General features: G+C 39.3%; 29 protein-coding genes, 1 riboswitch and 1 other annotated feature. Of the genes, 26 read left to right on the top strand and 3 right to left on the bottom strand.

Features of this window, described 5'->3' with window-relative positions; all coding sequences use genetic code 11:
* The first annotated feature begins 30 nt into the window (after window positions 1-30).
* The 9 genes from AC0VYH_RS14455 to AC0VYH_RS14415 all read left to right on the top strand — a co-directional run bounded on the left by AC0VYH_RS14455 (window position 31) and on the right by AC0VYH_RS14415 (window position 8,203).
* The gene (locus AC0VYH_RS14455) at window positions 31-2,013 is read left to right on the top strand and encodes a glycoside hydrolase family 15 protein (RefSeq protein WP_226614275.1); all 1,983 of its coding nucleotides are present in this window, start codon (window positions 31-33) and stop codon (window positions 2,011-2,013) included.
* Window positions 2,014-2,089: 76 nt separating this feature from the next.
* Window positions 2,090-2,239 (top strand): 50S ribosomal protein L33, encoded by a 150-nt coding sequence (rpmG, locus tag AC0VYH_RS14450; RefSeq protein WP_048308894.1) that lies wholly within the window; start codon window positions 2,090-2,092, stop codon window positions 2,237-2,239.
* Window positions 2,240-2,317: 78 nt separating this feature from the next.
* Window positions 2,318-2,884, top strand: a complete 567-nt coding sequence (locus tag AC0VYH_RS14445; protein ID WP_194222172.1) for a 5-formyltetrahydrofolate cyclo-ligase — start codon at window positions 2,318-2,320, stop codon at window positions 2,882-2,884.
* On the top strand, window positions 2,881-3,651 hold the full coding sequence (locus AC0VYH_RS14440) for a DUF92 domain-containing protein (protein ID WP_475365488.1): 771 nt from the start codon (window positions 2,881-2,883) through the stop codon (window positions 3,649-3,651). Before AC0VYH_RS14445 ends, AC0VYH_RS14440 begins: the two co-directional genes overlap by 4 nt.
* Window positions 3,648-4,244: a molybdenum cofactor guanylyltransferase gene (gene mobA / locus AC0VYH_RS14435; RefSeq protein ID WP_242057443.1), complete on the top strand. Its 597-nt coding sequence runs from the start codon at window positions 3,648-3,650 to the stop codon at window positions 4,242-4,244. Before AC0VYH_RS14440 ends, mobA begins: the two co-directional genes overlap by 4 nt.
* Window positions 4,245-5,264: a ThiF family adenylyltransferase gene (locus AC0VYH_RS14430; RefSeq protein WP_475372667.1), complete on the top strand. Its 1,020-nt coding sequence runs from the start codon at window positions 4,245-4,247 to the stop codon at window positions 5,262-5,264. It begins immediately after the preceding gene.
* A 112-nt stretch (window positions 5,265-5,376) separates the two neighbouring features.
* Window positions 5,377-5,575: a binding site (T-box leader), on the top strand.
* Between the two features lie 86 nt (window positions 5,576-5,661).
* Complete coding sequence (nhaC, locus tag AC0VYH_RS14425) at window positions 5,662-7,047, top strand: Na+/H+ antiporter NhaC (RefSeq protein WP_475372666.1); 1,386 nt, start codon at window positions 5,662-5,664, stop codon at window positions 7,045-7,047.
* Between the two features lie 54 nt (window positions 7,048-7,101).
* Complete coding sequence (locus tag AC0VYH_RS14420; RefSeq protein WP_475372665.1) at window positions 7,102-7,275, top strand: hypothetical protein; 174 nt, start codon at window positions 7,102-7,104, stop codon at window positions 7,273-7,275.
* A gap of 220 nt (window positions 7,276-7,495) precedes the next feature.
* Window positions 7,496-8,203: an HAD family hydrolase gene (locus tag AC0VYH_RS14415; protein ID WP_475367754.1), complete on the top strand. Its 708-nt coding sequence runs from the start codon at window positions 7,496-7,498 to the stop codon at window positions 8,201-8,203.
* 8 nt (window positions 8,204-8,211) lie between these two features.
* Here the strand turns inward: AC0VYH_RS14415 and AC0VYH_RS14410 are convergent, their stop codons facing one another.
* The gene (locus AC0VYH_RS14410) at window positions 8,212-9,117 is read right to left on the bottom strand and encodes a hypothetical protein (protein ID WP_475367753.1); all 906 of its coding nucleotides are present in this window, start codon (window positions 9,115-9,117) and stop codon (window positions 8,212-8,214) included.
* Between the two features lie 113 nt (window positions 9,118-9,230).
* Here AC0VYH_RS14410 and AC0VYH_RS14405 point away from each other — a divergent pair, with 113 nt between their 5' ends.
* From AC0VYH_RS14405 to AC0VYH_RS14335, 15 genes are all read left to right on the top strand, one after another.
* The gene (locus tag AC0VYH_RS14405; RefSeq protein ID WP_430244288.1) at window positions 9,231-10,283 is read left to right on the top strand and encodes a M42 family metallopeptidase; all 1,053 of its coding nucleotides are present in this window, start codon (window positions 9,231-9,233) and stop codon (window positions 10,281-10,283) included.
* A gap of 107 nt (window positions 10,284-10,390) precedes the next feature.
* Window positions 10,391-11,854 (top strand): spore germination protein, encoded by a 1,464-nt coding sequence (locus AC0VYH_RS14400; RefSeq protein WP_475367752.1) that lies wholly within the window; start codon window positions 10,391-10,393, stop codon window positions 11,852-11,854.
* Between the two features lie 124 nt (window positions 11,855-11,978).
* Window positions 11,979-12,179 (top strand): YqgQ family protein, encoded by a 201-nt coding sequence (locus AC0VYH_RS14395; RefSeq protein ID WP_303530630.1) that lies wholly within the window; start codon window positions 11,979-11,981, stop codon window positions 12,177-12,179.
* A complete protein-coding gene (gene nfsA / locus AC0VYH_RS14390; protein WP_283153986.1) occupies window positions 12,176-12,925 on the top strand; it encodes an oxygen-insensitive NADPH nitroreductase in 750 nt (249 codons plus the stop codon). Before AC0VYH_RS14395 ends, nfsA begins: the two co-directional genes overlap by 4 nt.
* A gap of 27 nt (window positions 12,926-12,952) precedes the next feature.
* Window positions 12,953-13,924: an ROK family glucokinase gene (locus AC0VYH_RS14385; protein WP_475365483.1), complete on the top strand. Its 972-nt coding sequence runs from the start codon at window positions 12,953-12,955 to the stop codon at window positions 13,922-13,924.
* A gap of 293 nt (window positions 13,925-14,217) precedes the next feature.
* Window positions 14,218-16,092 (top strand): LTA synthase family protein, encoded by a 1,875-nt coding sequence (locus AC0VYH_RS14380; protein ID WP_194222159.1) that lies wholly within the window; start codon window positions 14,218-14,220, stop codon window positions 16,090-16,092.
* A gap of 166 nt (window positions 16,093-16,258) precedes the next feature.
* Window positions 16,259-17,446, top strand: coding sequence for a M14 family metallopeptidase (locus tag AC0VYH_RS14375; protein ID WP_194222158.1), 1,188 nt, complete (start codon window positions 16,259-16,261; stop codon window positions 17,444-17,446).
* A 55-nt stretch (window positions 17,447-17,501) separates the two neighbouring features.
* Window positions 17,502-17,618: riboswitch (TPP riboswitch) on the top strand.
* Between the two features lie 212 nt (window positions 17,619-17,830).
* A complete protein-coding gene (thiE, locus tag AC0VYH_RS14370) occupies window positions 17,831-18,466 on the top strand; it encodes a thiamine phosphate synthase (RefSeq protein ID WP_475365481.1) in 636 nt (211 codons plus the stop codon).
* Entirely contained in the window at window positions 18,463-18,660 is a 198-nt protein-coding gene (thiS, locus tag AC0VYH_RS14365) for a sulfur carrier protein ThiS (RefSeq protein WP_194222156.1), read from the top strand. The genes thiE and thiS overlap by 4 nt, the downstream gene beginning before the upstream one ends.
* Before the next feature lie 4 nt (window positions 18,661-18,664).
* Entirely contained in the window at window positions 18,665-19,429 is a 765-nt protein-coding gene (locus AC0VYH_RS14360; protein ID WP_475372664.1) for a thiazole synthase, read from the top strand.
* A 16-nt stretch (window positions 19,430-19,445) separates the two neighbouring features.
* Entirely contained in the window at window positions 19,446-20,537 is a 1,092-nt protein-coding gene (gene thiO, locus AC0VYH_RS14355; RefSeq protein ID WP_475365480.1) for a glycine oxidase ThiO, read from the top strand.
* A 16-nt stretch (window positions 20,538-20,553) separates the two neighbouring features.
* Window positions 20,554-21,366: a bifunctional hydroxymethylpyrimidine kinase/phosphomethylpyrimidine kinase gene (thiD, locus tag AC0VYH_RS14350; protein ID WP_194222154.1), complete on the top strand. Its 813-nt coding sequence runs from the start codon at window positions 20,554-20,556 to the stop codon at window positions 21,364-21,366.
* Window positions 21,367-21,519: 153 nt separating this feature from the next.
* Window positions 21,520-22,215, top strand: a complete 696-nt coding sequence (locus tag AC0VYH_RS14345; RefSeq protein ID WP_194222153.1) for an ABC transporter ATP-binding protein — start codon at window positions 21,520-21,522, stop codon at window positions 22,213-22,215.
* A 3-nt stretch (window positions 22,216-22,218) separates the two neighbouring features.
* Entirely contained in the window at window positions 22,219-22,992 is a 774-nt protein-coding gene (locus AC0VYH_RS14340; protein WP_283153991.1) for an ABC transporter permease, read from the top strand.
* A complete protein-coding gene (locus AC0VYH_RS14335; protein ID WP_194222151.1) occupies window positions 22,992-23,297 on the top strand; it encodes an MTH1187 family thiamine-binding protein in 306 nt (101 codons plus the stop codon). Before AC0VYH_RS14340 ends, AC0VYH_RS14335 begins: the two co-directional genes overlap by 1 nt.
* A gap of 114 nt (window positions 23,298-23,411) precedes the next feature.
* Here AC0VYH_RS14335 and AC0VYH_RS14330 read toward each other — a convergent pair whose 3' ends face one another.
* The gene (locus tag AC0VYH_RS14330; RefSeq protein ID WP_098444211.1) at window positions 23,412-23,597 is read right to left on the bottom strand and encodes a DUF2759 domain-containing protein; all 186 of its coding nucleotides are present in this window, start codon (window positions 23,595-23,597) and stop codon (window positions 23,412-23,414) included.
* A 147-nt stretch (window positions 23,598-23,744) separates the two neighbouring features.
* Window positions 23,745-24,224, bottom strand: a complete 480-nt coding sequence (locus AC0VYH_RS14325) for a hypothetical protein (protein WP_475365478.1) — start codon at window positions 24,222-24,224, stop codon at window positions 23,745-23,747.
* Between the two features lie 73 nt (window positions 24,225-24,297).
* Between AC0VYH_RS14325 and AC0VYH_RS14320 the strand changes: the two genes are divergently transcribed.
* Together AC0VYH_RS14320 and AC0VYH_RS14315 are read left to right on the top strand one after the other, a co-directional pair.
* A complete protein-coding gene (locus AC0VYH_RS14320) occupies window positions 24,298-24,939 on the top strand; it encodes an MBL fold metallo-hydrolase (protein ID WP_371018260.1) in 642 nt (213 codons plus the stop codon).
* A 24-nt stretch (window positions 24,940-24,963) separates the two neighbouring features.
* Complete coding sequence (locus AC0VYH_RS14315; protein ID WP_283153993.1) at window positions 24,964-26,037, top strand: SAM-dependent methyltransferase; 1,074 nt, start codon at window positions 24,964-24,966, stop codon at window positions 26,035-26,037.
* The last annotated feature ends 14 nt before the right edge of the window (window positions 26,038-26,051 follow it).

The following is a 26,051-nucleotide window of genomic DNA, read 5'->3' as shown; positions in this document are numbered from 1 at the left end:
TAGTGTAGGAGATGGATAGGAGGTAGCAAAATGCCAAGACACTTAGTAATAGGAAATGGACAATTGCTTATAAATATGGACCAGTTTCTTCAAATACGAGATATTTATTATCCGTATGTTGGGCAGCAAAATCACGTTCAAGGTCATGCAAATCGTATAGGGGTTTGGGTAGATGGGAAATTTTCATGGTTACATTCATCTGAATGGGAGATTCAGCCTAATTATGATCAAGACACGCTGGTAACATATAGTACGGCTGTCCATCCTCATCTCGGACTTAAGCTTGTGTTTGAAGAGGGGGTCCATCAGCGTGAGATGCTGATGATTCGTAAGATTACGATTCATAACCTTGAAGGTCAAAGACGTGACGTTAGGATTTTTTTTCATCAAGATCTGAATATTTATGAAACTGAAGTAGGCGATACAGCTTATTATTGTCCGGATACTAAGTCGATGATTCATTACAAACGATATCGATATTTTCTTTTTAATGGTGAAATAGATGGGGCGGGGATTAAACAGTATACTTCTGGTGTGAAACGATTCCAGGCTGCTGAAGGTACGTGGCGCGATGCTGAAGACGGCCACTTACATGTGAATCCCATCGCACAGGGATCAGTAGATAGCACATTTTCTTTGGAAACGAAGCTGGAACCTAACAGTGAGAAAGTAGCCTATTATTGGATGACAGTTGGAAGAACGAAGGAAGAAGTTAGTAGTATTCATGAGTATGTAAGTGAGATTGGAACACAATTGACTGTTGAAAAAATTCGGATGTACTGGAACCGTTGGGTGAATAAGTCGGTGTTACCTGAGACAGACTTAGGATCGGACATTCTTTCACTTTATAAAAGAAGCTTATTAATTGTTCGAACGCAAACCAACCAAAATGGAACGATTATTGCGGCGAATGATTCAGACATTTTGCATTACAATCGAGACCATTATAGTTATATGTGGCCAAGAGATGGCGCGCTCATTGCTTCAGCGATGTCAAAAGCAGGTTACCATGGAATGGTGGCGAACTTCTATCGCTGCTGTGCAGAGCTTCTTTCAAAAGAAGGGTATTTACATCACAAATACAATCCTGATGGCTCTGTAGGATCGAGCTGGCATCCCTATGTGGATCGTTTAAAGCAATCTCAGCTTCCAATACAAGAAGATGAAACTGCTCTTGTTCTCTGGGCTTTTTGGGAGCATTATCAATCGACAGGAGATATTGAATTTGCTCAATCGCTCTATAAGTTCTTAGTACGGCCAGGAGCTAAGTTCTTGTTGCAATTTATGGATGAAGCGCTAGATTTACCACTTCCTTCTTACGATCTTTGGGAAGAGCGATTTGGAATTTTTAGCTTTACAGCTTCAGCTTGCTATGGAGGTTTGATGGCAGCTCATTCGTTTGCAAGGCTATTTGGTGAAGATGACCGCGCTGATAGCTATTTTGAAGGGGCACAGCGGATCAAAAAAGGAATTGAGACACATTTATATGATAAGACCCGTTCCTGCTTTATTCGGGGGTTGTACCGCAATGGTGAGACTGGAGAGATAACGAAGGATTATACAATAGAAAGCAGTTTGTTTGGTCTATTTGCTTTTGGAGTATTCCCTGCAGATGATCCAAGGGTCGTTCGTACAATGGAAGAAATTGAAAAACGCCTGTCTGTCAAAACAAGTATAGGCGGTGTAGCACGTTATGTTAGTGATTATTATTTTCAACAATCACAAAATGTAGAAGAAGTACCAGGGAATCCGTGGGTTATTTGTACTCTATGGATCGCCAAATGGAAAATTTCTAGTGCTCAAACGATTGAACAACTTCGCGATGCGAAGAATCATATTGATTGGGTATTTAAGCAGGCCCTCACAAGTGGTATACTACCAGAACAGGTTCATCCTTACACGGGTAAACCACTATCTGTAGCACCCTTAACCTGGTCGCATGCAACGTACGTAGATGTGGTGAAGGATTATCTTGAGAAATATGAGTCACTTTCTTCAACAAAAACAACTTGATTGAATGAGATATGTTTGTTATCATAATGAAGTATGTTGTTAAATGAACAGTTTGATAGGATTTGGAGGGATATTCATGCGCGTACAAATTACATTGGCTTGCACTGAAACAGGCGATCGTAACTACATCACGACGAAGAACAAACGTACTAACCCTGATCGTCTTGAACTTAAAAAATACAGCCCAAGACTTAAAAAGCAGACGTTACATCGCGAAACAAAGTAAGCAGTAGGATATCCTACTGCTTTTTTATTTGCACATTTTCTCGTAAACTAATAGAAGAGAAAAGTAGGAGGAATGATGATGCAATCAAAACATGAATGGCGAACAAACATGAAAGTGAAATTAAAAGAAATTAGTGCTGATGAGAAAATATTGCTTGATGAACAAATACGTGAACGTCTTTATACATATGAACCATTCAAAAAGGCTGAAACGATCGGATTAACCGTGGCAATGAAAGGTGAAATAAATACGAAGAAAATTATAGAAAAAGCTTGGACTGATGGAAAGAGAGTAGCAGTCCCGAAGTGCAATCCGAAGACGAAGCAGATGACTTTTCGCTACTTAACAGAGTGGGATCAGCTAGAAAGCGTTTATTTTGGGTTGGAAGAACCTCGCCCCGATAAAACAGTAGTGTGTCCCCCAGAAGAAATAAATCTTTTGCTTGTTCCTGGTCTCATTTTTGATCTTAATGGCTTTAGGATTGGATTTGGTGGCGGTTTCTATGATCGATATTTGCAACACTATTCAAACTCAACCGTATCCCTTGCCTATCAATTTCAAGTCGTTGAAAAGGTGCCAACCGAATCTTTTGACGTACCTGTGGAAGCCATCATTACTAATGAACAGCTTGTTAACGTAAAATGATCATTTACGCTTTTTTAAGTGCTATAACAGGTATTTTAGGATATAAAGTTCATGCACTTTCGAGAAATGGAGCAATAGCCGCCACAGGTGTTGGGTGCGCGATCGCACTAGGTTTTGGCTGGAAAGGGCTCTTGCTTCTTGGTATCTTTTTTTTAACTTCTACTATATGGAGTAAGTATAAAGCGCAGTTAAAAGATGGCGTGGAACAAATTGTTGAAAAGGGCGCTTCGAGAGATCAGTATCAAGTTCTTGCAAATGGTGGGGTTGCTGCTTTCGCTGGAATAATGATGCTTTTATTCCCTGGGGATGTATGGCTGTTTATTTTTCTAAGTGCGATTGCCACTTCTAATTCTGATACCTGGGCATCTGAACTTGGCGTTCTCTCAAAGCGACGCCCCCTTCATATAATAACGATGAAATTCGTTCCGGCAGGCACTTCTGGAGCTATTAGTATGCCAGGTATATTGGCGTCTTTGCTCGGAGCTGGTTTAATTGGAGGAGTTGGTTCACTTGTTTTTGACTTATCTTTTCTAGGGTTAGTTATTGTTACGGTCGCAGGATTTGTCGGCTGTTTAAGCGATACGCTGATTGGAGCAACCTTGCAAGAAGAATTAAAATGTCAGAAATGTGGTTCAAAAACCGAACGCCATATGCATTGTGGAAATAGGACAGTCAAAATCAGCGGTATAAAAGGATTTAATAATGACGTGGTCAATTTCGCCTCGTCTATGATTGGCGCTCTTGTGGGAGGTGCATGGTGGTTATGAAAATAATAGGTACATTGCTAGCAGGAGGGGAGTCCAGAAGGTTTGGATCCCCAAAAGCATTTGCCACTTATCACGGCAAGCCTTTTTATGAAGTGGTACTGAATCAACTTCACCCTGTTGTAAATGAATCCATTATCGTAACAAATAGAGATTTATTAGAGCAGTTTAGCATGAGCACATCAGAAGATATAAGAGTGATAAGAGATGAGGAAAAATTTGTAGGGATGGGACCGCTAGCAGGTCTTTATTCTGGGATGACTCAAACGAATGGTGATCTTTATCTAACGGTCGCTTGTGATATGCCGTTCGTAACAGATGGTCTATTTTCTACACTAATTGAAGAAATGATCAAACATCCAGAAGCAATGGCCGTCATACCGGTGAGCTCAGGAAGAAGCCAGCCACTCTGTGCTATCTATCATTCTTCCTGTCAATCCATTATCGAAGAGCTTCTTTTATCAGGAAAAAGAAAAATGAATGATCTTTTTGAATTAATTAATGCCCAATATATAAAAGTTGAAGAACTGAAAAAGCAGTTTTTAAATGTAAATACAAAAGAAGAATATAAATTTGTTCAAAAGGAGAGAGATTAAATGGATGACTTTAAAAGGTATTCAAGACAAATGCTGTTTTCTCCTATAGGCGAAGAAGGCCAAAAGAATTTCAGTCAATCACGGGCTCTTGTTGTAGGAATGGGTGCACTAGGGACAGCGATTGCCAATCATCTTGTGCGAGCGGGCTTCGGTCATGTAAGAATTGTCGATCGTGATTATGTTGAGAAGAGCAATCTTCAAAGACAAATGCTATTTGACGAAGAGGATGTTTCGGCAGCGTTACCAAAAACAATTGCAGCCAAAAAGAAACTAGAAAAAATGAATTCCTCAGTTGAAATCGAAGCGATCATAGCGGATGTTAATGCAAGTAACGTAAGTGACCTTATGGAAGAAGTGGACTTTGTTATGGACGGGACCGATAACTTTTCCACACGTTTTCTTTTAAATGATGCTTGTTTTAAAAGGAATATTCCTTTTGTATATGGTGGGGCGGTAAGTTCAAGGGGAATGACAGCACTATTTGTTCCTGGTGAAACGCCTTGCCTTCGTTGCTTTATTCAGGGTGGCGAAGGAACGACTGGTGAAACGTGTGACACGATCGGGGTTATTTCTCCTATCGTTGATATTATCGCATCGTATCAAGTGACGGAGATTATGAAATATATAGCGGGAGACCATGAGAAGCTTCATCGCAGCCTAATGACAATGGATATTTGGCATAATCATAGTTATGCGATGAAATTTTCTTCGCCTAAAGAAGGTTGTCCAACATGCCAAACAAACGAATATCCATCATTAAAAGCGGGAGCTAAGCAGGATATCACCTCTCTATGTGGAAGAGAAACGATTCAGATACAGCTTGAAAGTCATTTTGATTTAAAAGAATGGGCATCAAAGCTAGAAAAAACAACAACAGTTAAGAAAACTCCTTTCTTACTTAAAGCGCAACTTGAGGAAGGGGAAAGACTAGTGTTATTTCCAGATGGACGGGTACTTATTCAAGGAACAGAAGATAGTGGAAGAGCAAAAGCACTCTATTCAAGATATATTGGCATGTAAAAAGCATCAGCCTTAGGCTGGTGCTTTTTGACATCTTAACTCTTATCCTTGACATAGCTCATATTCAATTATAGAATAACGATGTTACTTAAACGCACAAAAGCATAAAAGTACAAAAGCGAAGATTCAGAAAAAGTAGCTTCTCTAGATAAGCAGTCGAAGAGACCTGGTGGTTGGTGAAAACTAGGGCGTCTAGGAGTGAAATTACATTTGAGGAGCTAGGTACGGGTGATCCTCCCGATATTGAGGATATAAGTGGGCAGTTATTACTGTCAATAAGGGTGGTACCGCGAAAAAATTTCGTCCCTTCAATTATTGAAGGGCTTTTTTTAATGGAAAAATACAGATAGAGCAAAACTAATCGGTGAGAGAACATAGATCAAGGGAGAGAAAGAAAATGAAAAAAATATCATTTCCAATAGCGCTTGTTGTGATTGCGCTATTAATGAGCTGGATGTTGTTTAGTATTATTGGCTTAAAGGTAGAACCGCATATTCCTCTTCTTGCTGGCGTAGTAGGAATGGGGATTTTGGGATTAATTCTTGGTATGAAGTGGGAAGAAATAGAGAAGGCTTTACTGCAGAGTATAACTACGGGCTTAAAGCCAGTTCTCATTCTTTTTGTAGTAGGAATGATGATCGCCGTATGGATGCAGAGTGGTACGGTGCCAACATTGTTATATGGAGGGCTTCAGTTCATCCAGCCTGAGTGGTTTCTCATCAGTGCATTGATCGTGACCATTATCGTTTCTAGCTTTACAGGCAGTTCATTTACTACAATCGGTACCATTGGCGTAGCGATGATGGGAATAGGAGCAGCAATGGGTGTTAACCCGGCTTTGGCGGCTGGAGCTGTTATTTCAGGTGCATGCTTCGGAGACAAAATGTCTCCCCTCTCTGATACGACCAACTTTGCTCCTGCTGTTGCAAAAGTAGATCTGTTCACTCATATTCGACATATGACACAGACTACGATTCCAGCCATTGTCGTAGCAGTGATCTTCTTTTTTATGATGAGTAAAAATTTATCTACTTCCGTTAACCCGGAGGATTTGAACAAAGCTATGTCGGTTTTGCAAAGTGAGTTTAATATATCACTCTGGACGTTAATTCCTCCTGTTATCGTGCTCGTTCTTGCTGTAAGAAGAGTGCCTGTCCTAGTCACTTTGTTTGCCGGGCTTCTTGCGGGAATTATCGTATCAATGTTAACGCAAGGCGTGTATTCAGCTGGTTCAATTCTTGGAACGATGCAAAATGGTTTTGCGAGTGATACATCAAGTGATCTTGTAAATGGAATCGTAAATAGAGGTGGCCTTCAATCAATGATGTGGAGCGTCTCACTGATTATTTTAGCATTAGCACTTGGTGGCGTTCTGCAAGTGATGGGAATCATTCAATCCCTCATGAGCGGGTTAACAAAGCTTCTAAATAAGCGAGGTCATTTAATTTCTGCCACAGCCACATCTGCAATTGGAGTGAATTTGTTAACAGGTGAGCAGTATTTGTCAATTCTTCTTCCTGGTCAAACGTTTGAGCCGTTTTATGATAAAGCAGGCGTGGATCGGAAATATCTTTCCCGTACATTAGAAGACGCTGGGACGCTCATTAATCCGTTAATTCCATGGGGAGTATCGGGAGCCTTTTTTGCAGAAACGTTAGGGGTATCGGTGTTAAGCTATCTTCCGTTTGCAGTCTTTCTATGGCTATCACCATTATTTACTGTGATTTTGGGCTATTGGAATAATAAGAAATTAGGTGAAGACCCCTCTGTGAATCATGGATAAAAACGTCATTACCTGCAAACAGTAGAGATATAGTACAGTTTCAGGAGGAGAATGATGAAAATAACGAAGGTTCTTGTTCTATTATCTTTAGTAATCGTGTTGTATGAATACCGATACCGATTATTAAATGGGCTGCTAGGCGTCGCGGTGATAAGGCGCTTTGTCGTCGGAAATTCGTTGAAATTTCCAGGTTTACGTAACAAACTTTTTAGCTCTTTTCTATCTTAACCTCTACCTCACCGGTGGAGGTTTTTCTTTGTTCTAGGGTATGTTAATGCACGCAGTTGATTTTGGCTCATTTATGCTCTGTGATGACCACTCGAATGAGGCAAAAGTCGAGAATCAACAATATAAGCTAACAAAGCTTTCTTCTAAAAATTGAAAAGGTTAGAATAGGGGGAAGACAATAAGGAATAGTTTGATTAACCGGAGACTGGGGGAGCTTTAGATGAAGTGGACACACATCTACTTTGATTTAGATAACACTCTTTATGATCATGAAAAGGCCTTTAAAAAAACCATTTTGCATTGTGCAGAAAAAATGTTGCTAAATAAAAGTAAATCTGTTTCAGTTGAGCAGTGGTTTAATGTATTCAAATCTAATTGCGATCAATATTGGAATGCCTATGAAGAAGGTAGATGGTCAAGAGAGCGGTACCAGGTGAAGCGATTTTGTAAAACGAATGACTATTTTAACTTAACTTGCTCTGAGGAGGAAGCGTTAGAGTTCCAAAGAGAATATCAATCTAAAGTTGCCTCCTTCGCTGAATTATATGACGGGGTTTCCTCTATTCTATCTAATTTGAGGGATAGTGGAATAGAGCTGGGCATTATTACAAATGGTGGGCAGGAAACACAGCTAGCAAAAATTAAAGCTCTTCAACTGCTTCAATGGATCCCTCATGAGAATATTTACATTTCAGAAACTGTAGGGATTGAAAAGCCAGACGTTGACATATTTCAATATGTTCTTGGAAGTACGGGGCAGTATCTTTACATAGGGGATACGTGGGATCATGACATTAAGCCTGCTATAGAAGCAGGCTTTGATGCAATATATTTTAATTCCAGGAATGAAGCTGTTGACCACGCAATTCGCAAAGATATTCCAGAAATATTGACTTATGAAGAACTGAAGAAAGTATTAATCAATTAATCCTTTCTTTATTCTTCTGTATCTTGTGGCTCTAATATAGGCTCGTTAAGGTATTGAATAAGCTCAATGTTCTTTCCACTTTTCGTTTGGAATAGGATGAGTAAATATGGTGAATCTTTATGAAGCAATATGATTGGAATTGTACTTCCAATAGGTGATTCTGTCGGGCCATTCGGTGGAATTATGCCAAGGAAATAGTTTTTGTATAGACCTTCCCAAATGCCTCCGATCGTATCAGCGGTCTGTTTCTGAGATAGTCCTGGGAGCGTTCGCTGTTGATATTGATCTAACGAGGTTAGTGGGAAAATATAATAGTCTTCAGGATGAAGATTATATTCTGTTACCATAGCTTTGAAAACCAACTGGGCTTGTTGATCCATGGCATGATCGAGGATGTATTGCCATTCTTTTTCCTCTTCACTTGAAGCCTTTTTAAAAGACTCAAGTGGTGTCATCGGAGAGTCAATGACGTAAAGTTGGTCATAACTCAATTGCTGGGCACTTTTAATTACATCATTAGGGTAATGGATTTCTCCATAATGGTAGGTAATCGCTTCATAATGTCCGCTATCTTCACTTGTAGATTCTTTTTTTTGACGAAGTGTAGCCGTATTTTCTTTCCAAATTGACATGGAATCAATCAGGCGACCTTCTTCATAGAGAAATGATAAATCTTGACGAAGGTAAGCCACTTCAGAAAGACTTGATTCTGTCTTCCAATCCAATGTGTATTCATCTTCATCGTCCTGCGTTAGAATAGAAAGAGATGTGCTTGCTGAATCAAATGCGACGTCTGGATCAGGTGGGAAATACGTAAATGATTCCCTAACAGGATTACTACTAGTGTTAACAAGGATGAGCGCAAAAAAACCAATCATACCTAGCATGATAACGTAGTGAATTCTTTTGATCATCCCGATACCTCCAAATGAGTAAGCTTGTCATCATATGTATGTGATAGTTAACTGAAATATGAAGAAGGATTCGTTTGCTTTTCCAATTAATTCAATTTGAGAGGATGAAATCAATGAGTGATTTATTTCATGCAGAAGAACTTCTACAAACTACGAAAGAATTAGTTAGTATTCCAAGCCCATCTGGTTACACTGATGAAGTCATTAGTTGGGTTGAGGGGAGAATGCAAGAGCTTGGAGTAGAGACAAAACGAAATAATAAGGGTGGACTCATTGCTACTATTGAAGGGGCAGATTCGTCGCGTCAACGGATGTTAACAGCTCATGTTGATACATTGGGAGCGATGGTGAAAGAAATTAAGAGTGATGGTCGCCTGCGCTTATCTTTAATTGGTGGTTTTCGATTTAATGCAATTGAAGGTGAGTACTGTGAGATTATCACCGGAGATGGCAAGCGTTTTACTGGAACGATTCTTTTACACCAAACCTCTGTTCATGTTTATAAAAACAATGGGGAGGTCAAACGAGACGAACAGAACATGGAAGTGCGTCTTGATGAGCGTGTCTTTAATCCTGAAGATGTCATGAATTTAGGAGTGAGTGTTGGTGACTTTATTTCTTTTGACCCTCGTGTCCAAATTACCGATTCTGGATTTATTAAATCACGCCATTTGGATGATAAAGCTAGTGTAGCTCTTCTTCTTGCAAACATTAAGAAACTAAAAGAAAACAACATCAGGCTTCCACATACGACGCATTTTCTAATCTCGAATAATGAAGAAATTGGTTATGGTGGTAATTCCAATATCCCTGATCAAACCATCGAATACATAGCTGTGGATATGGGAGCACTTGGAGATGGACAAACTTCTGATGAATATACGGTTTCGATCTGTGCCAAAGATTCAAGCGGTCCATATCATTATCGCTTACGTAAACATCTTGTGAAGCTTGCAGAGGAAAATAAGATTGAGTATAAACTCGACATTTATCCTTATTATGGGTCAGATGCATCAGCTGCCATTCGGGCAGGAGTGGATGTTCGTCATGCGCTTATTGGTCCTGGTATTGATGCTTCCCACGCATATGAGCGAACACATCAGGATTCAATGCTTCATACAGCACATTTAATTTATCAGTACCTCTTATCGGAAATGATCGATTGAATGAGATAACCAGCCTTTCTTAAAAGGCTGGTTTTTCTATGCCCAATTTTCCAATGAGGTATGCATAATGTAAGAATGGTGAATGATGGAAGGGAGGAGGGGGAACTATGTCTCAAAAAAAGATCATTCATCCCGTTAGTCGTTCATTTGAGGAAAATATCGATTTCCTTCATAAAGAATTAGGTGTTGGGAAAAGTTTTGATGTTATTCAACTAGATCTTGATTACGCAGGTAGAAAAATGGCGATGTTTTTAATCGATGGCTTTGTCAAAGATGATATTCTTCACTATCTTATGAAGTTACTATCAAGACTTGAACCTTCCCAACTTGATCCTGATCCACTTGAGAAGCTCATGAAAGTACATATCCCATACGTTGAAATTGATCGACAAAAGGATCTGGATGTTGTAATGGATTTAGTGCTTGCTGGTCCAACTGCCCTTATTGTAGAAGGTATGAGCGAAGTTATTATGATCGATGCAAGAACGTACCCGGTCAGAGGACCACAGGAACCAGATTTGGAGCGTGTAACAAGGGGCGCGAGAGATGGCTTTGTAGAAACGATCGTATTCAATACATCACTGACGAGAAGAAGAGTGAGAGATAAAACGTTAAGAATGGAATATATGCAAGTAGGTAGAAGGTCCAAAACAGACATTTGTGTTAGTTATATTGAAGATATTGCTGATCCTGAAATCGTAAATAGAATTAAGGATTCTGTTAGTAACATTGATACAGATGGCTTACCGATGGGCGAAAAGACGATTGAAGAGTTTATTTGTGGAAGACATTTAAATCCTTATCCTCTTGTGAGGTACACAGAGCGTCCCGATACAGCAGCTATTCACCTTTATGAAGGTCACGTATTGATCTTTGTAGATGGATCGCCCAGTGTGCTTATTACCCCTACTACTTTCTGGCATCATCTGCAACATGCTGAAGAGTACAGACAAAAGCCGCTTGTTGGCGGATATTTGAGACTTGTTCGTTTTATAGCCGTTTGGATCGGAATTTTCATTTTGCCGCTATGGTATTTATTTGCTACAAACCCACGGTTACTCGGTTCAAATATGCAGTTTATTGGGGTAGATCAAAACGGAACGTTGCCTCTGTTCGTTCAATTTTTACTTATAGAAATAGGGATTGATATACTCAGGATGGCAACCATTCATACTCCAACCTCCCTTGCGACTGCGCTTGGTCTTGTATCGGCCATTTTGATTGGACAAGTAGCAGTAGAGGTAGGACTGTTTATTAATGAGGTCATTTTATATTTGGCCCTTGCAGCAATGGGGACATTCGCAACACCATCCTATGAATTAAGTCTTGCTAATCGACTTTTTCGTCTCTTATTGCTCATTTTGACCGCAGCTTTTGGCGTAATTGGATTTGTTGGAGGATTTACACTATGGATAATGCTTTTAATTCGTACAAAATCGTTTCATATTCCTTATCTATGGCCGTTTATCCCGTTTTCTTATCGGGCATTTCGAGATGTTATATTCAGATCACCTATGCCACTTAAAAATCGTAGACCTACGGTATTACATCCTAAAGATCCGGATCGTTAATATCAATGGCTTATTTACAAGATGTAAAGCAGAGACTACATTTCTTAAACGGGAATGTGGTCTTTTTGTGCGTAATTATTTTTTTTGGCGCTAGGGATTGCTATAATGAACAATGGTGAAGAAAATGAAAACATTTTATGATATACAGCAGCTTTTAAAGCAATATGGCATGATTGTTTATACTGGAACTCGACTTGGAGACCTTGAACTAATGGAAGGCGAGATCCAAGAGTTATACGATATGAAAATTCTCGAGAATGAGGATTACCTCGTCGCCAGAATGATCATAAGAAATGAAATTAGCAAGGAGAGGGACAAAACATGAATCAGACAATTGAAACGATGCTTGCTCACCGCTCAATTAGAGCATTTAAAGATAAGCCATTAACAGAAGAGCAAATTCATACGTTAGTAAAAGCAGCGCAATCCGCTTCAACTTCAAGCTACATACAAGCATATTCGATCATTGGTGTGGAAGACAAAGAAAAGAAAAAGCAGCTTGCTGAATTAGCTGGTGGGCAAAGTTATGTTGAAAAGAATGGTCACTTCTTTGTTTTTTGTGCAGATTTCAATCGTCACCACGCAACAGCTGAAATGCATGGGACAGATGTAACGGAAACGACGCAAACAACTGAAAAGTTCATGGTAGGATTAATAGATGCAGCGCTTGCTGCACAAAACGCCAGCATAGCAGCAGAGTCAATGGGACTAGGTATTTGCTATATTGGTGGCATTCGGAACGACCTTGAAAAAGTGAGTGAAGTATTGAATCTTCCTCGATTTGTTATTCCTTTATTTGGTCTTTGTGTTGGATATCCCGATCAGGATCCAGATGTAAAACCACGATTACCTCTAAATAACATCTATCATATTGATGAATATGAGCAGGATGCAAATGCATTTAAAAAAGGATTAAACGAATATGATGAAGTTATTTCAGGTTATTACACGAATCGAACGGGAGGTCAACGATCAGCAGGATGGACTTCTATGATGGCACATAAATTAGCGACCCCTGTTCGAACGTATATGAAGAAATTTCTTGAAAAGAAAGGTTTTCCTCTGAAATAAAGTGTTACTTGCGAAAGGTGGATTAAGATGAAAGAAGAAAAATGGCTCATTGGTGTTGATTTAGGTGGAACAACCATCAAGCTTTCATTCCTAGATTTTTATGGTGAAATTATTAGTAAATGGGAAATTCCTACTGATAAATCGGAAGCTGGTCGTCATATCACAACTCATATAGCTCGTGCTATTGATGATAAGATGGAAGAAATGAACGTTAGCAGAAAGAAGTTTTCTGGTATCGGTATGGGAGCTCCAGGTTTCATTGAAATGGATTCAGGATTTATTTACCACGCAGTAAACATTGGATGGCGAGACTTTCCTTTAAAAGACAAGCTTGAAGTTGAAACAGGGTTACCAGTTATTATTGATAACGATGCGAACATTGCTGCTCTTGGTGAAATGTGGCGTGGCGCAGGTGATGGAGCACGTGATTTGCTATGCGTCACGCTTGGGACTGGAGTAGGCGGAGGCATTATTACGAATGGAACAATCATTCATGGAACGAATGGCATGGCGGGGGAAATAGGTCATATTACATCCATCCCTGATGGTGGAGCGCAATGCAATTGTGGCAAAACAGGCTGCCTTGAAACAGTAGCATCAGCGACTGGTGTTGTTCGTATTGCGATGGAAAAACTTATGTCACATCAGGACAGTGTCCTATATCATATTTATCAAGAAAAGAATGAAATTACTTCTCGTGATATTTTTGAAGGCGCTGAAGCCGAGGATCCATATGCTGTTGAAGTAGTGAATAATGTATCTTTCCATCTAGGACTTGCGATTGCGAACCTGGCTAATTCTTTGAATCCTTCTAAAATTGTAATAGGTGGGGGCGTATCAAAAGCAGGCGAAGCGCTTCTAACCCCCTTAAAAAAACAATTTGAAAAATATGCATTGCCAAGAGTTAGAGAAGGTACGGATTTTGCAATTGCCACACTCGGCAATGATGCTGGCGTAATAGGAGGAGCGTGGCTCGTAAAAACGAAATTGATGAAATAGTCCTGGTTTTTCATGTTTCAGCCTGCTATAACAAGGGAAGAAAAGATCAGTTAAGTTCGATCTTTTCTTTTTTTTTGTAAAAAAATTGCCCAAATGAAACTTTTTGTCCATTTCATTCGTTATTACTAACAGACAGGAAGCTCAGAATCAAAATAATTGTGAAAGAAATACTAAAATAAGGACAAAAGTTAGTTGATTAAATTTCGAAAACATACTATCATAGCGATTATGTATGGTCGTAGAAAGTAATGGTAGCTTTTCCTTATATTCAACTAAGGAGGTACTAAGAAAACATGAAAAAGCTACAAAATAAGTATTCTTTTTTCCTAATCGTAGCCTTTATGCTGTGGTTAAAAACGTATTTGGTGTACGAATTTGCTTTCAACATTGAACCTGAAAATAAAATGGAAGGGTTTATATTACTGCTAAACCCACTTAGTTCTGTATTGCTATTCCTCGGTTTTGCCCTATTTGCCTCACCAAAGTATCGCAACAGAGTACTACTGGTCATTAATTTTATTGGCTCATTTATTCTATTTGCAAACGTCGTATACTACCGTGAATTTACTGATTTTATAACAATACCATTGTTGTTTCAAACGAATAATATGGGAGAGCTCGGTAATAGTATTGCTGAACTTGTAAGCGGTTTTGATTTCTTGCTCTTTGTAGATATCATTATTCTGGCAGTTTTCCTTTTCGTAAGAAAAACGAAGGCGTACACGGTTAAGAAGAAAGAAATTGCTATTGTATTTGCTAGCGCTATAGCTCTTTTTGCTGTTAATGTTGGGCTTGCAGAAACAGAACGCCCGCAGCTTTTAACTCGTACGTTTGATCGTGAAATGCTCATAAAATATATTGGTACTTATAACTACCACGTTTATGACGCTGTTCTTCAGTCCAAAGCAAAAGCACAGCGAGCATTTGCGGATGGCAGTGAGATCGTAGATATTGAAAACTATGTAAAAGCTAACCACGTTGAGCCAGATCCTGAAATGTTTGGTGAAGCTGAAGGGAAAAACATCATCCTTGTATCGTTAGAATCCACACAGAGTTTTGTAGTGAATGAAGAAGTGGATGGAGAAGAAATTACGCCTTTCTTAAATGATCTTATAGATGAAAGTTATTATTTCCCGAATTTCTATCATCAAACAGCTCAGGGTAAAACTTCTGACTCCGAATTTATTCTTGAGAATTCATTATATGGACTTCCAAGTGGAGCTGTATTCTTTACCCATTCAGGGAACGAATACAATGCATCTCCAGAAATATTAAGTGAGAATGGATACTATAACGCTGTCTTCCATGCGAATAACAAAAGCTTCTGGAACCGTGACGTTATGTATGACTCCCTTAAATACGATAAGTTCTATGACATTAATGATTTTACAGTAACGCCTGATAATTCAATCGGATGGGGATTGAAAGATGAATATTTCTTTGATCAATCCATTAAATATTTAGAAACGCTACCGGAACCTTACTATGCTAAATACATTACATTAACAAACCACTTTCCTTTTACACTTGAATCAGAGGATGAATATATTCCAGAGTGGACTTCAGATGATGGAACTGTTAACAGATATTTCACTACGGTTCGATATCAAGATGAAGCTCTAAAGAAGTTCTTTGAGCGAATGAAAGAAGAAGGGCTTTATGAAGATTCGATCTTCGTCATGTACGGTGATCACTATGGAATTTCTGAGAACCATAACAAAGCTATGGGAGAATTCTTAGGCAAAGAAATCACACCATTTGAATCCACGGAGCTTCAAAAAGTTCCGCTCGTTGTTCATATTCCTGGCCAAGAAGGGGAAGTGATGGAACAGGTCGGTGGTCAAATTGATTTGAAGCCGACAATTATGCACCTGCTTGGTATTGATACGAAGGATATGATTAAATTTGGTAACGATCTTTTTGCAAAAGAACAGGATAATTTCACTATCCTTCGCGATGGAAGCTTCATTACTGAAAATAATCTATACACTAAAAATGTCTGTTATGACAAAGAAACAGGAGAAGAAACGGATAAATCGGCCTGTGAACCATACATGGAGAAGGCAAAAACTGATCTTGCCTACTCAGATAAAATCGTTTATGGAGACCTTCTACGTTTCTTAGGCAAGCATGATGAGCAACAAGAGAATACAGAAATAGAAAAATAGCATGAAAGATGCAAAACCCACCTTGGATATTAGGTGGGTTTTTTGTATTGTAATGAACTTTTTCTGAGGCGAGCAATAAGGCTAATATCTCCTAATTATGTAGCATATGCATCACTCATTATTTCATATCATTGTAAGAAGGATATGAAATGTGGGAGGGTATGACATGAAAATTAGGGTGAAGAGTGGGGATAGCCTTTGGAAATATAGCCGAGTGTTTCAAATTCCACTTCGATTAATATTAGATAGTAATAATCTTGAGAATCCTGATCAACTTATAGTCGGAGAACAAATTCAGATCCCTGGGTTTGTCACGAAAAGTTATACCATTAAGCCAGGAGATACATTATGGAAAATAGCAGGATGGTACGGAACACCCCTAGATGGTGTTCTTTTGCTAAACGATTCGAATCCTTTTTCGTTACAACCAGGAGAAAAAGTGAATATACCGATTCGTGTAACGTGGTCACTCATTAACCCAAATCAAAATTACGATTATCAAACCCTTGTTAATGATATTCGAAAAATACTTGCTGTTTATCCATTTATTAAACGATCCATCATTGGCGAATCTGTCATGGAAAAGCCAATCCCAGAACTAGTAGTGGGAACAGGAAAGAAAAAAGTTCATATGAATGGAGCATTTCATGCTAATGAATGGTTAACCTCAACTCTCATTATGAAATTTGTAGATGATTATTCTCGTGAATTGACGAATAGTCAGAGATTGAGCGGTGTTTACCTCCCATCTCTATATGAAACGACTTCTCTCTCTCTTGTACCCATGGTAAACCCAGATGGAGTGGATCTTGTCATTAATGGATTACCTGAAGAAGAACCTTACCGCTCATTGGCGGATCAAATTAATAATGGAAGTGAACAATTTAACAGATGGAAGGCGAACATTAGGGGAGTTGATTTAAACAATCAGTATCCTGCTAAATGGGAAATAGAAGCTGAACGAAAACCAACAAAACCTTCTCCAAGAAATTACCCGGGAAAAGCACCGCTTACAGAGCCAGAAGCAATAGCGATCGCAGACCTGACGAGAAGAAAGAAATTTGATCGTGCGCTAGCATTTCATTCTCAAGGTGAAGTGATCTTTTGGGGTTTCGAAGGACTTGAACCTCCTGAGTCAGAAATCTTGGTGAGAGAATTTTCGCGACTGAGCGGTTATCGAGCAGTTCGCTATGTTGATAGTTTCGCTGGATACAAGGATTGGTTTATTCAAGACTTTAGAAGACCGGGTTTTACCGTAGAAATTGGAAAAGGGGAAAGTCCTTTGCCTACTTCTGATTTCAACACTATTTACCAAGATACATTAGGGATTTTCCTTTCTTCTCTGTATATGTAGGTTAGTGGCTTGTTTTTTAATCACTTCTTTGTCATAATAAACTTAATTTCATAATTCCAAAGACTAGGGGTGCCTTCATGTAAGGGAAGGCTGAGAAAAAGAAACCGTCATTTCTTTTACCCTTGAACCTGATCTGGTTGATACCAGCGTAGGGAAGTCGGTAGCAGTATTGATTACGTATTACTACCCCCATTCCTTACGCGGAATGGGGTTTTTTAGTGTGTTTTATGTTAATCGTTTTTAAGCGTTTACGGTGGTAGCTTATACTCTTGATTCTCGATTTTTAGCTCGAAGCGATTGGTTATCACAGAGCGTAATTGAGCCGAAAATCAACAAAGCTCGTTAACATAGGCTTAAGGTTAAAAGTATTAGAGGAGGTAAATAATGAAGGATTTTAAATTATACGTCATTACAGGGGAAGAATTCCACCCTGATCGAGACCTAGTTGAGGTAATGGAGCAAGCGATACAAGGTGGTGCTGATATTATTCAATTGCGTGATAAGACGAATTCTAAAAAGGTTGTACTAGAAAAAGCTTTGAGATTAAAGGAGCTAACACAAAAATATGAAGTTCCCTTTATTGTGAATGATCACATTGATATTGCGCTAGCCGTTGATGCTGATGGCATTCATCTCGGTCAGGATGATTTACCTTTAGAGGTAGCAAGGAAGATTGTTGGACCTAATAAGATCATAGGTATCTCCACACATCGAATCGAAGAAGCGCGTGAAGCAGAGCAGCGTGGTGCTGATTACATTGGGGCTGGGCCAGTCTTTCCTACAAATAGCAAAAGCGATGTTGTTGATCCAGTAACAACTGACTATCTCAAAGAAGTTGCAGCAGAAATATCTATTCCGTTTGTAGCCATCGGCGGCATCAAATTGCATAATGTTTCGGACGTCCTCCATTCAGGTGCTTCTAGAGTATGTGTCATTAGTGAAGTAGTTGGTAGTGCCGATATTAAAGGCACGTGCGAAGCATTTATTCAATCCATTCAAAAAGAGGTGATTCCCAAGTGACATTACTAGTTAATGGAGAGCAGCATGATTTAGAAGTGGCAACATTGAAAGAAGTTGTTACTCATTTTGGCTTGCAAGAAGGGTTGGTTGTCACTGAAGTTAATGGAACAATTATTGATCGCTCGGAATGGATCGATACAGAAGTAAAAGAAGGAATGAAAATCGAACTTGTCCACTTTGTAGGAGGGGGTTGACCGAATGAATGATAAATTAACAATAGCCGGTAAAGAACTTTCTTCACGATTGTTTCTTGGCACGGGAAGATATCCAAATCCATATGTTCAAAATAAAGCAATTGAAGCTTCTGAAGCAGAAGTTCTCACATTTGCTATTCGAAGAGTGAATCTTACTGCACCAAATGAAGATGCGATTTTACAGCACATCGAGAATCAATCATTTCACTATTTGCCCAATACTTCCGGAGCTACGACTGCTGAAGAAGCCATTCGCATCGCTCGTTTAGCAAAAGCATCTGGCTTAAGTGATTGGATAAAAATCGAAGTTAGTCGTGATGAAAAAATGCTAATCCCTGATCCGGTGGAAACTTTGAAAGCTACAGAGGTTCTTGCTAAAGAAGGTTTAGTTGTTTTACCGTATACTTCTGATGATCCAGCACTTTGCTATCGACTACAAGAAGCAGGTGCAGCGGCTGTCATGCCAGGTGGATCTCCTATTGGAACTGGTCTCGGCATCTTAAATCCATACAATATTGAACTAATTACAGAACAACTGAAGGTACCAGTCATAGTCGATGCGGGTCTTGGACATGCATCTGATGTAACACAAGCGATGGAGCTTGGGGCAGATGGAGTCCTCCTTAATACAGCCATAGCGAAAGCGAGAAACCCTGTCATGATGGCTGAGTCAGTTAAGTTGGCTATTAGAGCAGGAAGATTGTCTTACGTTGCAGGAAGAATTCCTAAAAAGAAGTACGCCACTGCAAGTAGTCCAGTACGAAATTAATAGAAGGAGGGCGATCATGGCTAACATTACGATTGTAGGAGGCGGAGTGATTGGTCTCTCCATTGCCTATGAATGCCGTACGAGGGGACATGAAACGACTGTAGTAGAAGCTCATAAGTGTGGGGGGCAAGCTTCAGGTGCAGCTGCAGGCATGCTTGCGCCTTATTCGGAAATTGAAGAAGATCCAGATGATTTTTTCAGGCTTTGCCAAAATAGTTTAAAGCTTTTCCCGAAATGGCAGGAAGAAATCAAACAGAATTCAGATGTTGATTTTGAATATAGCGAGAGCGGCAGTCTTTATTGTATCTATCATGAGGCTGATCGGCTGTCTCTTGAGACAAAGCAGGCCTGGCAACGTAAGTTTAACGTCGAATCTACAATATTAAATGCTGACGAAGTAAGAGAGAAAGAGCCAGGCCTTTCTCAAGATGTTGTTGCAGCATTATGGTGTCCAGAAGAGTCACATATTTATGCTCCTGGCTACGTCTCAGCACTTTTAGATGCTTGTCGCAAGTTAGGTGTTCGGGTGATAGAGAATGCGGGAGAGGCGACGTTTGAAGAGAATAACGTTGTGGTAAAAGGTCAACGGATCGAAAGCGATCGAGTTGTTCTTGCTGCAGGAGCATGGTCTATGTACTGGGAGGAAGCACTTGGTTTGACGTTGCCAATTTATCCAATACGAGGACAAATTTGCGCATATGAAGCCCCATCTCTCAATCACATTATTTTTACAAGTCAAGGCTATCTTGTAGCGAAAGCAAATGGATCAGTTGTTGCTGGTGCTTCGGAGGACATCGCTGGTTTTGATACAGCTGTTACGGAACATGGTGTAGGAAGACTTGAGAAATGGAGTAAGCAAGTGATGCCTGCCTTACAGCAGAAAAATCCATTTCATAAGTGGGCGGGGTTAAGACCTGCTACTCAAGATGGCTTTCCTATTATCGGAAAGCTAGATCATAAACCTAAGGTTATTTTAGCCACTGGTCATTATCGGAACGGAATCTTACTTAGTCCTGTTACAGCAAAGATTGTAGCTGATGAAATCGATGGAAGTGTTAGTGAAATAGGGATCGGTCAATTTCGACCTGATCGTTTCCAGGTTATATAATGAAGGAGTGAGTTTTATGCGTAAAGCACTTACGATAGCTGGATCTGATAGTGGGGGAGGAGCTGGTATTCAGGCCGATTTAAAAACATTTCAAGAGCGTGAGGTGTTTGGGATGAGTGCCATAACGGCACTTACAGCGCAAAATACTCTAGGGGTTCACAATGTTTATCCCCAATCTATAGAAGCGGTTCAATCTCAGTTAGATGCTGTGCTATCGGATATTGGAACAGATGCTGTGAAAACTGGTATGCTTTTCTCTAGTGATATTATTTTGGGCGTTGCTAAGAAGATAAGAGAATACCAGGTGCCAAACCTTGTGATTGATCCTGTTATGATTGCAAAGGGAGGAGCATCACTCCTTCAAAAAGAGGCGATTCGTGCCATGAAGGAAGAACTCATTCCTCTTGGTACTATTATTACACCAAATATTCCTGAAGCTTCGGAGTTATTAGGTGGCGACTCAATTACTTCAGTTCGAGAAATGGAAGAAGCTGCAGCGGCACTACAGGACTTTGGTGCAAAGGCTGTCCTTGTTAAAGGCGGACATATGGATGGAGAAACTTCTATAGATGTTTTGTATGCGAACCAACGTTTTTATCACTATGAGTCTAAACGAATTGATACAAAACATACTCATGGAACGGGATGTACCTTCTCTGCTTGCATCGCTGCAGAGCTTGCGAAAGGACGAACAATACAAGAGGCGGTCTCAACTGCAAAAGAATTTATTACAGCAGCCATTGCAAATTCTCTTTCTATAGGTAATGGAATTGGACCTACGAACCACTCTGCGCATAGGCAAAAGCTAATAAGTGGAATGAAACAATAGCTCTGCACTGCGCAGAGTTTTTTATTTGGGGTTGTCTTTTAGGATGAGAAGGTCGAAAATACATAAGCTATACACGAAAGGCACTTTCGTATCATAGGTCATCAATGCATGATAGAATAATGGTGTTAATTTACAGTAAGGAAAGGTCGTCTCATGAATAAAATAATTGAAGTGAAAAATGTGAATAATGAACGTGTGTCAGATATTCATTTTGATATGCTAGAAGGATCATTAACAACGATCATCGGCCCTTCAGGCGCTGGAAAAAGTAGCTTATTGATGTTGCTGAACCGATTAGAGGATCCTGATAGAGGTGAAATTCTCTTTAAAGGAAAGAAGCTAGATGAATTTCCAATCAATAAGCTACGTCGAAATATTGGGATGGTCTTTCAACAGGCTCACCTATTTAATGGAACAATTGAAGATAATTTAAAGTTTGGACCGCTTCTAGAAAAGAAATGGAATGAAAAAATGGGCATTCAACTATTAGAGAAAGTTCAATTACCTCGCGATTTTTTAACAAAAGATGTGGAAAATTTATCTGGTGGTGAAGAGCAAAGAGTGGCATTTGCGAGAACGCTTGCTAATAATCCTGAGGTGTTGTTATTAGACGAGGTGACTAGTGCGCTTGATATGCGTACAGTTGATTGGATGGAAGAATTGTTACATACACTTGTAAATGAAGAAGGGAAAACGATTCTAATGATTACACATGATCTAAAACAGGCGAAGAGGCTTGGTTCATATACTCTCTTTATGAATGAAGGAAAGATTGAAGAACAAGGAGAAACGAAAATATTGTTTCAATCGCCTAAATCAGATGCTTTAAAGCACTTTTTGGAAGGATAACCAATGACTGAAATATCAAATCTATCTTTATTAACGATGATTCTCTTTGTCATGATCCCCGTGTCTCTTTCTTATTTATTTTCACTAGGAATTGGCAAATCCGCGATTTGGTCCTCCTTACGTGGGGTAGTTCAATTATTTTTTATAGGATACATTCTTACTTTTTTGTTTTCAATGCCTGATTGGCAGGGAATAGGACTTTGGGTAGCGGTTATGCTGGTCATTGCTTCTCTACAAGCTGCCAAAAGAGGAAAGGGTATACCCTATGCCTTTCTGCTATCTCTTTGTTCTCTCATATTGATTGAAGTGTTTGTTCTCTCACTATGGATTATTTTTGATATCATTCCATTTAAATCAGAACAAGTCATTCCAATGAGTGGAATGATTATTGGTAATAGTATGGTTGCAACAGGTCTAGCATTTGAGAGAATGAAAAATGAGTTTCATGATAGCAAAGGGAAAATTCTTGCAGCGTTGTCACTTGGGGCAAATTCGTCACAAGCTTCTCAAATGATCATAAGGAAAACAATTCGTGCGGCTATGATCCCTAACGTAGATGGATTAAAAACGATTGGTCTTGTACAATTGCCCGGTATGATGACAGGACTTATTCTAGGTGGCGCTTCGCCCATTGAAGCTATACGATATCAAATTGTAATATCGATAAGCATCTTCTCATCCGTTTCCATATGTGCGATGATTATATCGTTAGTTACATATCGCTTTTTCTATAATCGAAAGATGCAGTTATTAGAAGTCAAAGGAGGAAATAAATAATGGCAATTGTAGACGTTACGGTTATTCCGATTGGTACAGAAACTCCTAGTGTCAGCAAATATGTAGCTGAGGTACAGAAAATTCTTGAATCTTATTCAGATCGAGTTACTTATAGGTTAACACCAATGAGCACTCTTATTGAAGGGGAAATAGCAGATCTTCTCGAGGTGGTCCATGCCATACATGAGGCACCTTTTCAAGCGGGGATAGAGCGTGTCGCTACTAACCTTCGTATAGATGATCGTCGTGATAAAAAGGTTAAGATGGATGATAAACTTGATTCGGTAAACAGGCACTTAGAATAAGTGCCTGTCATCATTTAGTTGATTACTGGTTGTTTTGCTATGCTGTGACAGGTTCATAAGCTTATTCTTTTCATTTTTCTTCAAAATAAAAAAACAGCCTAAATGGCTGTTTTTTTAGTGGCCTCCGCCGCCCCCAGATCCGAAAAGTATATCGATCATTGTGGCAACAGTAAAGGCGCCGAATACAAGCACTGTTAATCCTGCAAAGGCAAGGCCCATAAAGTTCTTTTCACGAAGAGAACGGAATACGCCCCATACGCAAAATAACGTAACGATTGCAAAAATAATTGCTAACCCCATTTGGAATACCTCCCTATCCATGCACTCTTTATCAGTATACCCGTAAAATAGCTGTTGCATGGTTAAATCATAAATTTTTCTAACTTGCGTGGTATGTACGATAAGTCCTTTCTTATTTTAACCGTTTTCTTTTCGTTTGTCGAGGTGTTATTCAACCAAAAATGTAAGTTCAATGTTATAAGCTCGAGCAATACCCTCCATTAGTTCAATGGACATATGATCAACAAAAAAGAGTTCACCCTCTTTGCAAATCAAATGCTCTTCCATTTGAAGAATCGCCATTTCGATTTGCGACTGCTCTCCGTTCCTTATAGTGAAGCAGGAGATCATCTTTTTATAAAGAAAATACTCATTGTTTTGAGAAACAAAGCCATAATCTGAAAAAGAGGGAGTTATTTCTGTGTTTGGAGAAAGGTATAGAAGTGAGTAGAACTCTTGAAATATATTTTTTGAAATGTAGTATTCCTGAAGAGCAACAGCTTCTTCACGATCATTTAGAATAACGAGCTGTTTATCTCGATCAAACACTTTTGCAAGTTCGGCTGTCTTTTTCACTATCTGGGCTATGAAGCCAGGTAGTTTATTATTTGGGGGATTCATTTCTACGCCATACATGTTTTTCAACATAAACATCTCCTTTGGTACAACCTTTTGTATAGTGTAGAATAAGAAACATAATCTTTCAATGGAGGCGATGACAATGGAATGGAAACAAATGGCTGTTGGGCCGGTGCAAGCAAACGCAGGATTCTTATGGAATGAGCAAAATGAGGCTCTTATCATTGATCCGGGAGCTGAAGGTGGTCGAATCAAAAGGAAAGTGGAAAAGCTAGAACTAAAACCAATCGCTATTCTTTTAACTCATGCTCATTTCGATCATATTGGAGCGGTGGATCTGATAAGAGAAACGTATCAAATCCCAGTTTACTTACATATTTATGAGGAAAAATGGCTTTCAGATGCTTCTTTAAATGGCTCTAAGCTGTTTCCGGTAGTTGATAATATTGAAGGTAAGCCGGCTGATCATTTAATTGAAAGTGAAGGGGAAATGACAATTGGACCGTTTCAATTTGAGGTATTTGAAACGCCAGGACATTCACCTGGTAGCGTCTCATTTTATTTTAAAGACGTTAATCTAGTCTTTTCAGGTGATGCCCTTTTTGCAGGTAGCGTAGGAAGAACTGATCTTCCTGGTGGAAATCAAAAGCAGCTGCTGAACAGTATACATAACCGCCTTCTAGTATTACCAGAAGAAACGATTGTAGCCTCTGGTCATGGACCGTCTACGACAATAGAAGTGGAGATGGTAGAGAATCCGTTTCTAAATGGATTTTCTTTATAAATGACGTCTTTAAGGGATGAAATCATGAAGGAGATCGAGCGTAGTCCTGGAGGCGCTATATCGTTCGAGAAATTTATGACGCTGTCTCTTTATCATGAGCGGTATGGCTATTACCAGGTAAATCAACCTAAAACAGGTCGAAACGGTGATTTCTATACATCTACAAGTGTTCATGATATTTTTCCTAGAGTTATGGCTCGGGTTCTGATTGCCGATATTCACAAGCATAATCTTGAACCTTTCATTGTTGATGCAGGGTCTGGTGATGGGAACTTCATTGCCTCCTTTCTTGATGAAGTGAAACAAAAAGACCAGGCACTTTTTCATCAACTAACTTATTGTGTGATAGAAGCAAGTCAATACCATCGTCGTCTAATTAAAGAAAAGGTGCACGGGCTTAACGTGAGAATGTATTCTTCACTTTCTGAAATAAAGAATGACGTACCTATATTAAACGGTATTCTTTTATCCAATGAACTGTTAGATGCTTTTCCTGTTCGGGTTGTAGAGAAATTTCAAAATCAATTGTACGAAGTGTGTGTGGGAATAGATCATCGTGGTTCTTTTAGGGAGATCTACAAACCTTGTACAGATGCAAAGCTAATCAAATGGTTAAATCATCATGACGTTGTTCTTGCGGAAGATCAACGCTTTGAAGTACCCTTGATCATGAGCGATTGGCTTTATAAGACTGGTGAATGGATTTCCGAGGGGAAAGTTTATACAATTGACTACGGCTACACGAACGAGGAATGGCAACATCCTGCAAGGAAAAGGGGGAGTCTGCGCGGGTACAGGAAACACCAATTAATGGAAGACGTTCTTCAGTATCCAGGGGAAATGGATTTAACCACCCATGTTTCTATTGATGCAATTGAAAAGATTGGAATAGAAAATGGACTAGAATGGCTTGAGTGCTTGCCGCAGGGACAGTTTCTTTTGAAGCATGATCTATTAAGCTTTATTAAGCAAGTCAATCCAGATAAACCGTTTTCTAATGAACAAAAACAAAATCGAGCAATTAGATGGTTAGCAGAATCAAATCAGTTTCTTGTCATGATTCAAGAAAAGCGCCAAAGAAAAAAAGACGATGCATGAGCATCGTCTTTTTT

It is taken from the genome of Anaerobacillus sp. QJM3NY_32, assembly GCF_056173645.1.
This window is presented reverse-complemented; position numbering and strand designations above follow the sequence as displayed.

Bases quoted from the DNA above. Each gene is read 5' to 3' on its own strand.
- rpmG (WP_048308894.1), top strand. From the start codon at position 2,090: ATGCGCGTACAAATTACATTGGCTTGCACTGAAACAGGCGATCGTAAC.
- thiO (WP_475365480.1), top strand. From the start codon at position 19,446: ATGGCTAACATTACGATTGTAGGAGGCGGAGTGATTGGTCTCTCCATT.
- AC0VYH_RS14395 (WP_303530630.1), top strand. From the start codon at position 11,979: ATGAAAACATTTTATGATATACAGCAGCTTTTAAAGCAATATGGCATG.
- AC0VYH_RS14415 (WP_475367754.1), top strand. From the start codon at position 7,496: ATGAAGTGGACACACATCTACTTTGATTTAGATAACACTCTTTATGAT.
- thiE (WP_475365481.1), top strand. From the start codon at position 17,831: ATGAAGGATTTTAAATTATACGTCATTACAGGGGAAGAATTCCACCCT.
- nhaC (WP_475372666.1), top strand. From the start codon at position 5,662: ATGAAAAAAATATCATTTCCAATAGCGCTTGTTGTGATTGCGCTATTA.
- AC0VYH_RS14335 (WP_194222151.1), top strand. From the start codon at position 22,992: ATGGCAATTGTAGACGTTACGGTTATTCCGATTGGTACAGAAACTCCT.
- AC0VYH_RS14420 (WP_475372665.1), top strand. From the start codon at position 7,102: ATGAAAATAACGAAGGTTCTTGTTCTATTATCTTTAGTAATCGTGTTG.
- AC0VYH_RS14360 (WP_475372664.1), top strand. From the start codon at position 18,665: ATGAATGATAAATTAACAATAGCCGGTAAAGAACTTTCTTCACGATTG.
- AC0VYH_RS14455 (WP_226614275.1), top strand. From the start codon at position 31: ATGCCAAGACACTTAGTAATAGGAAATGGACAATTGCTTATAAATATG.
- AC0VYH_RS14380 (WP_194222159.1), top strand. From the start codon at position 14,218: ATGAAAAAGCTACAAAATAAGTATTCTTTTTTCCTAATCGTAGCCTTT.
- AC0VYH_RS14320 (WP_371018260.1), top strand. From the start codon at position 24,298: ATGGAATGGAAACAAATGGCTGTTGGGCCGGTGCAAGCAAACGCAGGA.
- AC0VYH_RS14325 (WP_475365478.1), bottom strand. From the start codon at position 24,224: ATGTTGAAAAACATGTATGGCGTAGAAATGAATCCCCCAAATAATAAA.
- nfsA (WP_283153986.1), top strand. From the start codon at position 12,176: ATGAATCAGACAATTGAAACGATGCTTGCTCACCGCTCAATTAGAGCA.
- mobA (WP_242057443.1), top strand. From the start codon at position 3,648: ATGAAAATAATAGGTACATTGCTAGCAGGAGGGGAGTCCAGAAGGTTT.
- AC0VYH_RS14430 (WP_475372667.1), top strand. From the start codon at position 4,245: ATGGATGACTTTAAAAGGTATTCAAGACAAATGCTGTTTTCTCCTATA.
- AC0VYH_RS14385 (WP_475365483.1), top strand. From the start codon at position 12,953: ATGAAAGAAGAAAAATGGCTCATTGGTGTTGATTTAGGTGGAACAACC.
- AC0VYH_RS14375 (WP_194222158.1), top strand. From the start codon at position 16,259: ATGAAAATTAGGGTGAAGAGTGGGGATAGCCTTTGGAAATATAGCCGA.
- AC0VYH_RS14440 (WP_475365488.1), top strand. From the start codon at position 2,881: ATGATCATTTACGCTTTTTTAAGTGCTATAACAGGTATTTTAGGATAT.
- AC0VYH_RS14410 (WP_475367753.1), bottom strand. From the start codon at position 9,117: ATGATCAAAAGAATTCACTACGTTATCATGCTAGGTATGATTGGTTTT.
- AC0VYH_RS14345 (WP_194222153.1), top strand. From the start codon at position 21,520: ATGAATAAAATAATTGAAGTGAAAAATGTGAATAATGAACGTGTGTCA.
- thiD (WP_194222154.1), top strand. From the start codon at position 20,554: ATGCGTAAAGCACTTACGATAGCTGGATCTGATAGTGGGGGAGGAGCT.
- AC0VYH_RS14400 (WP_475367752.1), top strand. From the start codon at position 10,391: ATGTCTCAAAAAAAGATCATTCATCCCGTTAGTCGTTCATTTGAGGAA.
- AC0VYH_RS14445 (WP_194222172.1), top strand. From the start codon at position 2,318: ATGCAATCAAAACATGAATGGCGAACAAACATGAAAGTGAAATTAAAA.
- AC0VYH_RS14315 (WP_283153993.1), top strand. From the start codon at position 24,964: ATGAAGGAGATCGAGCGTAGTCCTGGAGGCGCTATATCGTTCGAGAAA.
- AC0VYH_RS14405 (WP_430244288.1), top strand. From the start codon at position 9,231: ATGAGTGATTTATTTCATGCAGAAGAACTTCTACAAACTACGAAAGAA.
- AC0VYH_RS14330 (WP_098444211.1), bottom strand. From the start codon at position 23,597: ATGGGGTTAGCAATTATTTTTGCAATCGTTACGTTATTTTGCGTATGG.
- AC0VYH_RS14340 (WP_283153991.1), top strand. From the start codon at position 22,219: ATGACTGAAATATCAAATCTATCTTTATTAACGATGATTCTCTTTGTC.